We start from the raw sequence: 12,953 nt of genomic DNA on the forward strand, positions 1-12,953 counted from the left end.
GCTATTTTCTCACTGGGAATAGCCTTATTTTTTTGCAAATTTAAATTTTTTTATTGTAGGGGGAAAAAAATTGAAAAAAAGTTTTATATTTTTAACTACTGTTTGCGCTATAAACAGTTTTTATCCAAATGCTTATGCTGACACAGCTGCCGATAGCAGTGCTGATGACAACGCTGCTCCGGCAGTTACATTAGAAAACATGAGTGTAACTGCCTTGCGTTATCACAAGAAAAATATTGACATTCCCGCTGACACAGAAACTTTGACAGCTCAGCAACTGGCTAATACTGGTGCAAATAATTTGCAGGAAGCACTCAAATATACTGCAGGTATCGTTTACTTAGATTATGGACCCGGTGGCAACAGCATGGGTAACATGCGCTCAAAGATACTGATTCGCGGTTCAGAAGCATTGATACTGGTCAACGGTGCTCCACTCAATATAAGAGGCTCATATAATTTATCAGACATTCCTCTGGATGATGTGGATCGTGTAGAAATAGTACGCGGCGGTGGTTCTGTTTTATATGGCAGTGATGCAGTGGGCGGTGTCATAAATATTATTACCAAAAAACAGCGAAACAACTCTGTTAAAACCAGCTGGGGCAATATGGGCCAGCAAGAACACAGTATTAATATACAACAAGATAAATTAGGAATTGGGTACAATTATCAAAAATGGGGACATATAAACAATATTGCTTCTAACGACAAAGAATTTAATGGCTCAGAAAAAAATAATATGTCCTTAAATTACACCATTGATGATAACTGGTCACTATTTTACAACCACAACAATTCTCGTGTGGGATATTTCACTCCATTAGTAGGTAAAGGTGCAAAAAATCAAACCGATAATTATGATACAACCCGTGATTTTTTTCAAATAAATTATAAAAATAACGGCCTGTCAGGTAATTTTTATTACAACGGACGCCGTCATAATTCAAAATCATTTTACAATAAATCCGCCAAGGGTATAATCGGTTATGAAGCTGATGACAGCAAAGAATCCAATTATAATATGGGACTTGATGTAAATAAAAAATGGCAGTTCATAAATGACAATCTGTTGTTTGGTCTGAGTTACCAAAAAGAAAAATATAGTAAGACAGAGCATGATTTCTTTTCTGTACCCGGCAGCTCATCTCTTTCTCAAAATTACTATAATATTTCCCGGAACAATTATTCTGCCTACGGCCAATGGGAGCACAAACTGAGTAATAGTGATACTTTACTTTTAAGCGGCCGGGAATCATGGACTGCCGGTGGCCCTGATAAACAAAACTTTACAAATTTCAGCGGTCAAAGTCAATTCATCCATAAATTAAATTCTAATGAAAGTATATACATCAGCGCGGGGCAATCTTTTAAAATGCCAACTTTAAACCAATCCGGCAATACCCTGGCCGGTACTGCTGACCTTAAACCACAAAAAGGATTGCATTATGAAATCGGTTGGAAAAAGACACAAGGAATCCACAATTGGCAGACTGTATTATTCCACCAAAATATAAAAGATAACATTACTGCCACCATCGGTACCTCCAAGGTCACTTATTCCAATGAAGATGCCCGTAATACCGGTATCGAAATAACCGATATCATCAAGGGAAATGGTGGCTGGAATTACAACTGGGGAATTGTCTTTAGCAATCCGGAAAACAATCCCAAAGGTACCAATGCCATGGGACGGGCTTTACGTGGAACCTGGGCACGCGAATACGGCAGATGGCAGCTTAACGGCGGAACAAATTATCATAAAGATAAAATTACTGCCGGAATAAATGCCGTCTATTTATTTGAGCGGGTAAATTCACCTGATAATGCTTATCCTACTGACTGCAAGCCATATTTATTAACTAATTTCAACTTTAAATATGCGTTTGATTCCAATCAGACTGCCACTCTCACCATAAATAATATTCTCGACCGAGATGATATCGTAACACATTCAGCTTCCACTCCTTACTATTCCACACCGATAAATTTTATGATCGGTTACGAAATGAATTTCTAACTAATAACTGCCAATTATTTATAACCTTTTCAGCGGAGGATTTCATTACAATGAAACTGTTCCCGGACGCACATACAATATAAATCCGTACTGTAATTTTTCTAAATTTTGCACTTTATCGCAATGTGTGCTATATTGCAGTAAATAAAAAGATCAGACATTAATATAATTTCTTAAAGGATTTACAGCATGAATACAATTATTGATATTAAAAATTTAAGTATCGGATATAGTAATCGACAAATAATAAAAAATATTAATATAACCGTTTCCCCCGGTGAAATTATTGGCATAATCGGCTGTAATGGATCTGGTAAAAGCACCTTATTAAAAACTCTGCGTGGATTACTGCCATCACAAAAAGGCACAATCAAATATTTTGGTTCCGATATAAGCAATTTTACAGAAAAACAAATGGCTCGAATGGTTGCTTATCTGCAGCAAAATATTAATATAGATTTCGGTTATACAGGCAGGGATATTGTTCTCTTAGGTCGCTATCCTTATCTTAAATGGTGGCAAAAAGAAAATATGTATGATGAAGATCTTGCAACGGAATGTATGTCCTATACAGGGACAGCTGATCTGGCCGATGTTCCCATCAGTGAAATATCCGGTGGACAAAGGCAGCGTATTCTACTGGCAAAGGTACTGGCACAACAAACCCCATTGCTGTTTTTAGATGAACCGACAGCCGGTCTTGATATGGTTTATCAGGAAGAAATTTTTCGTCTCACCAAAGAATTGGCACAGATGGGAAAAACAATCTTAATGGTTGTCCACGAATTGAGCCTGGCCGCAAAATATTGCAGCCGTCTTTTATTACTGGGTAAAGGACAAATCATTGCCGATGGAAATGCTGAACAGGTCTTTACCGAACCATTGCTGGGATATGCCTACAATGCCGCTGTACAGATAATAAGAAATCCTATCAGCGGCAATTGGGAAATCTCTACCAGAATAGATACCGATGCCCGAAAAAAAGGACAGCAGTTATTATCCAAAATATGTCCTTCCCATACTATGGGAATCACACCTAAAAAATGACTTTGAGGCTGCTTTAATCTTGACAATATATGTACTATATGGTTTATATTAATGCGGTGACTATTATGAAAAATTTAATAAATTATTGTGCAACAGATTACTATGAACTCAATCTAAAAAAAAATGCACTTACTTTGTCTGATTACTTAAAAAGCTTTCATTTAGATGGTATAGAACAGCTGATATATGATACCAAGATTCGATCACATGATTATTCTACCGTTTCAATTGGTGTTCATTTAGCTTATTGGCCATATTGGCTGGGATTTTGGTTAAATAATACTGTCAGTATAAAAAAACAATTTGCAGCAGTATACAATAAAACCGATTATTTTGGCGGTGCCCGCAATAAAAACGAATGGCTCAAAGTGATCAAAGCCAATATTGCCGCAGCCCTCAGTCAACATCCCGAATATCTCGTATGGCATGTTGCCGACTGCAGCACGCAATCGGCGTTTACATTCAATTTTGAATATAATGATGCCGAAGTGCTGATGGCAGCTGCTGATATTTTTAATATAATTGCTGACAGCATCCCTGCTAATGTCACTGTTTTATTTGAAAATCTCTGGTGGCCGGGACTGCGTTTACTGAACAAAGATCTGGTCAAAATGTTTTTTGATTTGATAAAACGGCCAAATGTCGGTATCATGCTGGACACAGGTCACCTACTCAATACTAACTGTGATCTGCAAAATCAGCAGCAGGCCGTAGAATATATCTGCCGGATCATCACAAAACTTGGCAGTCTTGCTTCACTAATCAAAGGAATTCATTTAAGCTGTTCACTTTCCAGTAAATACCAACATTCGTTCAACCATCAGGTTCCACCTCATGTCAATCTGCGAATACTGCTGGAACACATAGTAAATATCGATCAGCACCGTCCCTTTACTAATAAAGCCGTCCGTAAAGTATTAGATTTATTACAACCTGATTACCTCGTTCATGAACTTTATTATGATGACTTTCCGCAGCTGTCTGAACTGCTGTCTCAGCAATTATCAGCCTGTGGCCTGTCACATCAATAGTAGGAGAAATCATGTCGAAAAAACTTTGTACACTCTCGACTGGCGATACTGTTTATCTATACGATAAAAGTATTGTTGCATTTTTTAATGGAAACCGCAAAGTACTAAGTACTTCTATTTACAATGGTGGCTACCATGAAAATTTTATTGCTGTTTACAATCATGATGCCAAGCAAGGTGCCGGCATGCCATGTGAAATGCTTGCCGACAGTTATATTGAACATATGAAATTGATATCAAAACGTTTATCATTAGAACCGGAAAAAGTCAGCGGCATGGGGACTGCCGCCAGTATGGAAAATGCTGTCATTGAGGGCATGACCTACAAGGAATTAACAGTGACTGCCATCGTCACCGGCGGCATAGAAACCAATGGCGGCAGAGTAGGTGATCATGCTGATTATTATCGTCCTGTTGAAAAACCTGACCAATTTGGCACTATCAATATTTTGCTTTTTCTCGACAGTGATATGCCACCGGGAACTTTAACACGGGCTTTAGTCACTTGTACTGAAGCAAAAACAGCGGCTATTCAGGAATTGCTCTTTGGCAGTAACTACTCCATGGGATTAGCCACAGGTTCAGGTACAGATCAGACTATCATCATAGCAAATTCTGATAGCGGTTTGTATCTGGAAGATGCTGGCAAACACTCCAAATTGGGTGAACTTATCGGTAAAGTTATCATCAAAGCTGTTAAAAAAGCTTTAGACAAGCAATCCGGCCTTAATCCCGCCCGGCAGCATGACGCCTTACGCCGCCTAAAACGATTTGGTGTAACCCCTGCCATGCTTTGGGAAAAATATAGCAGCCACTTTAATAATTTATTAAAACCCCAGTTTCTGCTGTGTGCCGAAGATTTGGCACAGCAGGATAACATGCTTGTATATACATCACTATATGTACATATTTTGGACCAATATTTCTGGCAGCTTTTAAAAGAAAAGGAAGCCACTGCTGCCGCCAATGAAATTCTCAATATATTAAAACAAATTTATACTGTTACAGCCGTTGACGTAAAAAAACCTGATGTGCAAAATATGGTAGAAGCTTGGTGCGAAATCTTTAATGCCATTATTTACAAAAATACTGCCATGGAGGAAGATACAGTTGCCAATAAAAAAACTTCTTTATAGCTTTTTTAGCATACTACTGTGCAGTTTATTATTTATCGGCTGCAGTAATACACCGCATCAAAATGATGCCGATAATGCCTATTCCGTTACTGACGAGCAGGGAAAGATAGTACACTTTACCCAAAAACCGCAGCGCATCATTACCCTTTCTATGAGCACAGATGAAATTGTATTAGGACTCGTAAAAACGGATAAATTAATTGCCATAAATTATCTTCTCGATGATCCTACAAGCTCCAATATAGTTCCTCTGGCAAAAAAAATTCCCACTAAAATCAAGCAGCCTTCTGCCGAAGAAATATTTGCCATGAAACCCGATTTAGTAATAATTCCCGACTGGAATAACATAGAAATAGCCGACAGCCTGCGTGACATGGGAATAAAAGTCTTAGTTGTGCCCGGTGCCAAGGACATTTCCCAGGTAAAACAAACTGTACAGCTTATTGCCGATGCTCTGGGAGAACATGACAAGGGACAAAAGCTTATCAGCTTAATGGATGACAAACTTGCAGAAATAAAAACTAAAGTAGATACAATTCCCCCCAATAACCACAAAAAAATTGTCTTGATTTCTTTGATGACCACTTACGGCGGCATTGGTTCTTCCTTTGATGATGCCTGTAAATATGCCGGTGTCATCAATGGACTTGATACAATCGGTATTCATAACGGACAGGCACTGACTAAAGAGTCACTTGTACAAATAAATCCCGATATCTTACTAATGCCCGCTTACAACGACCATAACACCTTCGATGTTGATTCATATAACCGCAATTATTTAAATGACCCTTCACTACAGACCATCACTGCGATAAAAAATAATGCTTTGATCACCCCACGTGAAGGATATCTGTACAATGTATCTCAGGATATAGTTTTTGGCGTACAGGAAATAGCCCGTTGTACATATGGCAATGCATTTGATTTTCCTGATAATATGCACCTGTCAGTCTCCGGTGAAAAAAACCAGTGATTTATCTGCCATTAATCTCTAAAATACCCCGCTTCTCACGATTTCTATCAACCGGATGAAGCGAGGTATTTATAATTTTAATCAATAAAATTTATTTTTGTTTATTCTGGAGAAATAGCCTGCTTAAACAGCTGCTGTCCATCCTTAAATTCAATTATCACTGCCTGTTTAACAGGATTATGATTCTTATCTATGGTGATTTTGCCTGATACTAATTGCAAATCCTTGGTAGCCGCTAAAGCTGCATTGATTTTTTCCGGTTCAGCACTGCCGGCACGTTTTATTGCATCGATTATCATCGTAGCTGCATCATATCCCAATACAGCCGCCGCATCCGGTTCCTGCCCGTATTTATCCTTATATGCACTAATGAATTTATCTGCCTCAGGTGTTTTATTTTGTACAGAATAATGATTCGTAAAATAAGTATTATTAAGTGCATCCGGTCCGGCAATATCGACTAGCTTACTGCTGTCCCAGCCATCACCGCCTGTAATCGGAACAGTTATTCCCATATCGCGTGCCTGTTTAATTATTTTACCGACCTCTTCATAATAACCCGGCACATAAATCATATCCGGATTGGCAGCCGCCAGTTTGGTCAAAGTAGCCTTAAAATCACTGTCTTTTTGTAAATAAGCTTCCTCAGCAACAATTTGTCCGCCATTTTTAGTGAAGCTTTCTTCAAAGAAATGCGCCAGACCTTTAGAATAATCGGAGCTATTATCAATATAAACCGCAACTTTTTTTACTTTTAAGGTATTAGTCGCAAAATTTCCCATCACTGTACCCTGGAAAGGATCAATAAAACAAACACGATATACATAAGGATTCACACTGCCGTCATCATTGACAGTTACTTTGGGATTAGTTGAAAATGAGCTTACAAGCGGTACTTTTTGATCATCTGCTATCTGTGTCATAGCCATTGTATTTGATGAAGTACAAGCACCCAAAACGACAGAAACTTTATCCGAAGTGGTCAATTTGGTTATTGCATTGGCAGCTTCAGCCGGTTCAGATTTATTATCTGCCTTAACAAATTCAATTTTCTTACCATTGATTCCGCCGGCAGAATTAACTTCGTCAAAAGCAAGCTGTGCACCATTTGCTGTTGAAGTACCATAAGAAGCATTATTCCCGGTTAATTCCAAATCACCGCCGATTTTTATGGTATCAGAGCTGCCTGCACCGCAGCCCGCACCGAGCAAAGCAAAAAATAATGCCCCAGACAATGCAGCTGTTTTCAAAAACCTACTTTTTAACATAATTTCACTCCCTTTAATTTTCCTGAAAAAGAAAAGCCTGTTAACAAAGTAGCAATATTTATTGCTACTTTGTTAACAGGCTTCGTCGCACCGAGTACATTTATTCATTTTCAGTAAAATAAGTATAGCATCACTAATAAAAAAATGCAATGAAAATATATTTAATAACAAAATTAACTATTTAACATTATTGACATACTCCCCAATGCCCGAAAACAGGAGATTACAAGATAACAAAAACTGCGACCATTTATCCTGCATACCATTTTTTATCTATTATGATGCAACCAAACCTAATCATCATTGAGAATTTTCCCTTGCTGCAGATTCCGCATAGCCTCACTCATAATTATAAACTACCTGTTTGTAATTAGTAAGAAATAACTTCTTTTGCATTTTTATTCTTCGTCAATAAGAATGTTTCTGCATTTTTTTCAATAAATATAAAAAATATGGTGTTCCCACCAGAGCTGTCATAATTCCCACCCGTATTTCTATCGGTGGTGCTATAATACGCCCCAGTGAATCGCAAATAACAAGAAAAGCCGCTCCTGCCAGGGCACTTGCCGGTAATAATGTCCGATGATCAGGTCCCAGCAGCAGCCGCATCATATGCGGTATTATGAGTCCGACAAACCCAATATTCCCACTGACACAAACTGACGTTGCCGTTACCATCGCTGCCACGAATAACAATCCCATCCGAAACGGCATAACCGCCATCCCTACTGTCCTTGCTTCAATATCCCCAAGCACCAGTACATTTAAATGCCTGCCCATCAACATCATAATGACTATTCCCGTTGTTATCGGCCCAATTGCCATATAAACATGCTCCCAGCGGCGATAATCCAAACCACCAACTATCCAAAATAAATAGTTTTGCAGTTTTTGTTCGTCCATGATTGTTAAAATACCTGAAGTAATCGCTCCAAGCAGCATTCCGACAGCTACCCCTGACAGCAATAACGTCATTACCGGTATCTTACCATTATTGATTGACAAAAACACAATCAGGATAACAGCAAGCAAACTGCCGCACAAAGCAAACAGAGGCATCATAAATACATTTTGTGCCGCCAATCCCAGTGCAATAGCAATTACCGCTCCCATTGAAGCACCGGCAGAAACGCCGATTATACCAGGATCAGCCAACGGATTACTGAACAATCCCTGCATCACAGCACCGGAAATCCCCAGTGCAGCCCCGACCAAAACCCCGACCAGCATCCTTGGCATGCGGATGAACCATATTACGGCCTCCTGCTCCCGAGTAAAAGAATTATCCCCAAAAACTGACAACCCGATTTGATGGGCAATGACAGCCAAAGTGTTTTTTATAGGAATATCTATCTGTCCACAGGTCAATGAAATACAAGAAACGACTACTAAAAAAACCAATAATCCCAGTAATACAAATTTACTGTTCTTTTTTGCTGTCAGCATACTTTACCCCCTTAAAATGAAGTGGTAATACTATTCTTTATAAAAGCATTCCATAACCGCTGCTGCATGTGAAAGCTTCCTCTAATTCCCGCAAAAGGTACCTGTGTCAACAATACTTCATCATTTACCGGATACGCTACATTGCAGCAACTGACCATTTTATTATGGCGCATAAAAATTGCTGTCTCATTACTGCTGCCTGCAAGCAATATACTTTTTCCCCCGCACAGCACAGACTCCAATGCTGTCTTAATTTTTTCCTTCGGATACACTTTATCAGCCATCACAGAATACAAATCTTCAGATATCACATTATCCCGGCAAACCACCTGCAGCCGCTGGGTATTTATCCATTCACCGCGAACGGCTTCAGCCATGCATAGGGCCATTGTGCCCGGTGCGCATATTATCGTTTCGTCAAACCACGGTTCACCCCAATTACAACTTACATCATTGCCATATGCTGTAAGCTTCTTTTCAGCCGCATCACATTCAATAAATACAGCTTTTGCATCCGTAGAAACAATTTGGGTTATCCTGCTCAGCCATTTTTTACTGCCAATAACTCCGTAAGGCACACCGGCAATTACATATGGCATGTCATACTGTTGCTTAAGAAATCTTGCAAGCGGAAGTCCCAATTCCTCATTGATCACTACATTCAGCTCAGCATCAGTGAGCCCGGTAATACATTCCAGTGTACTGCCGCCACCTGGAATAGCACCTATCAGATAACCGGCATCGTGTAAAATACGCACAATTTCTCTGCTGTCGGCAGCTCCGTTATAATAAAAATCTGTCAAGCCCAACAAATTTATTTTTTTATGTACCGGTTTTCTGACTGCCAGCGGTAACACCTGCAATAATTTCACACCAGCTTTAGCATATCCTTCAGCAAACCCACCCAGCAAGCCACCGCAATCCATCGCCACTACCGGACATTCCAAAGCTGCCTTTCCGGCAATACCGGCAATATCATCACCAATGAGACTTATAGAGCAACTGTTTTCTATTAATAATATCGATGGCTGACACTCAGACTGCTGCATTCGTTCTAATGCTTTCAGTAAAAATTCTTCCGTACCGTAAATCACAGCATTATTATCTGTCTGTGTGCAATGAAATCGTTCTGCCATATTATACTCTGCATGCTCCAAATAACGCAAGGCATAAAAATAACACCACAGTTGTCCATTTGCCAGTATCTGGGCCTTGGGAATGCCGGCAAAAAAAGCTGCTGCTCCAGCCAAAGCACAAGTGTCGATACTATTACAAATATCATCCCATTTACCAGACATAAGTGATCCCCCCACGACTGCCGCGATGGCAAAAAGCACGATATATTTCCCGCATGAAATCAATCATTCCACCAATACCGGCTTTCGTCAGCATTGGCAAAAAAATTTGTCTCACAGGACACTCTTTCAATTCATGTGTGGTCAATATCAAATCACCGTCCAGCCGGACATCCAATGACTCACTTTTACAAATCAATATGTTTGTAGAATGTCTTATTGCTTCCCATATCAACTTATATTCCTTGTTTGAATAATCATCCAACAATATTACTTTGATTAAATTCATATCTAACACTTTGATTATCTCAATGACCAAGGCCGGGTTGAAATAGTCCAGGGGACGGCCTATGCACAGTATGACCCGCTTACCGGAGGTAACCGGAAGGAAATTTCTGCCTGCACTTAATAAACGATGCCCTTCCATTGCCACCAGTTGCTGCGCCGCTTCCCGGCAATTGAACAATTCCCCCAAGGCTAAAATCCATCGCTGTGTATTTGTCCAGCCTATCGGATATAAACCCTTTGGTAATTGACCAACGCCAAACTGTCCAAACAATTCGGCCAATTTTAACAATCCTTCATCTGCCTGTCCTGCACTGCCTAATACAACAACAGCCTTAGCACTTACTAAATCTTTTATTTTTGCTATTGCCGTATAACCGGGAAACTGACCCAAAATTTTTATACCAAGCGAATTGAGTAAATATGCTACTTCCTGAGCATAATGGCCCCACGGGCCGCCATTATCTCCCAATAAAACAACCGTTTTTGTTTTTCGACGGCAGGGGCGAGCAAAAGTTCTCAATAACTTTTGTGCCATTTCAAAATAACCCTGGTAATATTCCCCATCCAAAAATCCATAACAACTGACTGTTATAATCGGTATTTTAAATTGTCGGGCGGCCGCGTCACCAATGGTTTCTACATCATCGCCAATTACACCGGCAATACAGGAATTGCCAATTGCAATACATTCCGGCTGATATTTATCAACCACAAACTGTATACATTCAAGCAGTCGCTCCGTCCCACCGAAAATGGAATCCCGTTCCTCCATCTGGGTAGATATAAGCGGTACAAAATCATAGTGCCGGTCAAATTTCCGACCGTATGAAAACACACGATATTGAGCATTTACTTCCATACTTCTGACAAGCTGTACACAGGCGCGCGGACTGTGAAATATGACCACCGCCCCTTTACAGCAGACAAGAGCCCGCCATACACCGGGCATACTACAGCTGCAATTTTTTCCTTTCATAATAAAACGTTTAGTTTTTACTCCCATATTTTTCTGCTAATGCCTCCAATTCCTCAAAATCCATCGGTGTAGGGACTGTCATTTTAGCATTATGCAAAACCATGTTTGCCAATTTGCGGTAAACTTTAGCCTGATCACTGTCAGCTGCATATTGAATAACCGTCTGACGTTTATTTTCAGCTTCATTAACAATACTATCACGTGGTATAAAGGTTATAAGATACGTATTCAATCGGGCGGCAAACTCCTGCAGCAATTTTTTTTCATTGAGAGTATTTCTGCTGTTGCCTATAATTCCACCTAATCGTACCACACCACGCAGCGCAAAACGCTTTATTCCTTTGGCTATATTGTTGGCTGCATATAAACTCATCAATTCTCCTGAAGAAACAATATAAATATCTGTAGCATACCCTTCCCGTATTGGTACAGCAAAACCACCACAGACAACATCCCCCAAAACATCATATAAAACTGCATCCATATCGGACAACACGTTTAGTTCTCTGACTTTTTCCAATGCTACAATTATGCCCCTGCCTGCACAGCCCACGCCAGGCTCCGGACCACCTGCCTCTATACAGCTTATTTGGTTATACCCTGTATGGACAATATCTTCACTTGTTATTGCATCATTGTCTCGTACAACATCTAATACTGTTTTACGGCAAATATGTCCCAGCAGCAAACGTGTGGAATCATTCTTCGGATCACAGCCTACCTGACAGACTTTCAATCCCATTTCACTGAATGCTGCTGATAAATTAGCTGTTGTGGTGGATTTACCGATACCGCCCTTACCATAAATTGCAATTTTTTTCAAAAAAGTACCCTCCGAACAATTGATATATGTTTTCATAATTTTAAACTATATACTAAATATATGGTCAAACAATAAAGGAGCCGCCGTATATAAACATTTTCATTCATAAATACTGCGATGCTTCGTTTTTTGTATCCGCCTTTTAAAAGCAGATCACCACATAACGATAGTTAGCTGCATCTTTATGATGTCAATGCCGTTTGTGCGGCAGCTCCTTTATTATTTATGCATCATTTTTTGTGTGAGCAGGTTGTTGTTCCTATTCCATTTTTAACTCTGCGGAATATTTCATGAACCTCATCCATACTTTTTCCCGCTTCCAATGCCTTTTTAGCATGGATAGCTGCACTGCGATACTCAGCATGAGCAGCATCAGTGGGAATAGCGTCAATATCCATCGGATCAAATGCCATTATCTTTTTAAAAACAGCATGAATTTCTTGTGTTGACTTTCCCGCTTTTTTAGCTGCTTGTGCATGCCTCATAGCACTTTCATAACGAAACTTGCCATGCGGACTGTCCGGTATCTCAAACTTGGGATGTGCACTACAGGTCATATTCATCACCTCATACATTTTTATCTTTGTTATACTATACACCCTATTGTTGCCATATAGTCAACATTTAAATAAACACAGCCGATATCA

11 protein-coding genes are annotated in these 12,953 nt (G+C 39.6%); 5 read left to right on the plus strand and 6 right to left on the minus strand.

The window, feature by feature from the left end; translation table 11 throughout:
- Positions 1 to 70: 70 nt before the first annotated feature.
- The 5 genes from F8M42_RS11605 to F8M42_RS11625 all read left to right on the plus strand — a co-directional run bounded on the left by F8M42_RS11605 (position 71) and on the right by F8M42_RS11625 (position 6,210).
- Entirely contained in the window at positions 71 to 2,020 is a 1,950-nt protein-coding gene (locus F8M42_RS11605) for a TonB-dependent receptor plug domain-containing protein (RefSeq protein WP_182186813.1), read from the plus strand.
- Between the two features lie 189 nt (positions 2,021 to 2,209).
- On the plus strand, positions 2,210 to 3,067 hold the full coding sequence (locus F8M42_RS11610) for an ABC transporter ATP-binding protein (RefSeq protein ID WP_182186814.1): 858 nt from the start codon (positions 2,210 to 2,212) through the stop codon (positions 3,065 to 3,067).
- Between the two features lie 65 nt (positions 3,068 to 3,132).
- Entirely contained in the window at positions 3,133 to 4,098 is a 966-nt protein-coding gene (locus F8M42_RS11615; RefSeq protein ID WP_182186815.1) for an apurinic/apyrimidinic endonuclease family protein, read from the plus strand.
- An 11-nt stretch (positions 4,099 to 4,109) separates the two neighbouring features.
- Positions 4,110 to 5,234, plus strand: a complete 1,125-nt coding sequence (locus F8M42_RS11620) for an adenosylcobinamide amidohydrolase (RefSeq protein WP_182186816.1) — start codon at positions 4,110 to 4,112, stop codon at positions 5,232 to 5,234.
- Positions 5,209 to 6,210 (plus strand): ABC transporter substrate-binding protein, encoded by a 1,002-nt coding sequence (locus F8M42_RS11625; protein ID WP_182186817.1) that lies wholly within the window; start codon positions 5,209 to 5,211, stop codon positions 6,208 to 6,210. Before F8M42_RS11620 ends, F8M42_RS11625 begins: the two co-directional genes overlap by 26 nt.
- Before the next feature lie 101 nt (positions 6,211 to 6,311).
- On the opposite strand, the gene F8M42_RS11630 is transcribed toward F8M42_RS11625, so the two are convergent.
- From F8M42_RS11630 to F8M42_RS11655, 6 genes are all read right to left on the minus strand, one after another.
- Positions 6,312 to 7,478: an ABC transporter substrate-binding protein gene (locus F8M42_RS11630; RefSeq protein ID WP_182186818.1), complete on the minus strand. Its 1,167-nt coding sequence runs from the start codon at positions 7,476 to 7,478 to the stop codon at positions 6,312 to 6,314.
- A gap of 408 nt (positions 7,479 to 7,886) precedes the next feature.
- The gene (locus F8M42_RS11635; RefSeq protein WP_182186819.1) at positions 7,887 to 8,924 is read right to left on the minus strand and encodes a FecCD family ABC transporter permease; all 1,038 of its coding nucleotides are present in this window, start codon (positions 8,922 to 8,924) and stop codon (positions 7,887 to 7,889) included.
- An 11-nt stretch (positions 8,925 to 8,935) separates the two neighbouring features.
- Positions 8,936 to 10,222 (minus strand): nitrogenase component 1, encoded by a 1,287-nt coding sequence (locus F8M42_RS11640; protein WP_182186820.1) that lies wholly within the window; start codon positions 10,220 to 10,222, stop codon positions 8,936 to 8,938.
- The gene (locus F8M42_RS11645; RefSeq protein WP_182186821.1) at positions 10,212 to 11,510 is read right to left on the minus strand and encodes a nitrogenase component 1; all 1,299 of its coding nucleotides are present in this window, start codon (positions 11,508 to 11,510) and stop codon (positions 10,212 to 10,214) included. Before F8M42_RS11645 ends, F8M42_RS11640 begins: the two co-directional genes overlap by 11 nt.
- Complete coding sequence (locus F8M42_RS11650) at positions 11,494 to 12,306, minus strand: nucleotide-binding protein (protein WP_182186822.1); 813 nt, start codon at positions 12,304 to 12,306, stop codon at positions 11,494 to 11,496. Before F8M42_RS11650 ends, F8M42_RS11645 begins: the two co-directional genes overlap by 17 nt.
- Positions 12,307 to 12,536: 230 nt before the next feature.
- Positions 12,537 to 12,863 carry a hypothetical protein gene (locus tag F8M42_RS11655; protein ID WP_229711345.1) on the minus strand — a complete coding sequence of 109 codons (327 nt, stop codon included), beginning with the start codon at positions 12,861 to 12,863 and terminating at the stop codon, positions 12,537 to 12,539.
- Positions 12,864 to 12,953: the final 90 nt, after the last annotated feature.

This window comes from Pectinatus frisingensis (assembly GCF_014076555.1).
GTDB lineage: Bacteria > Bacillota > Negativicutes > Selenomonadales > Selenomonadaceae > Pectinatus > Pectinatus frisingensis.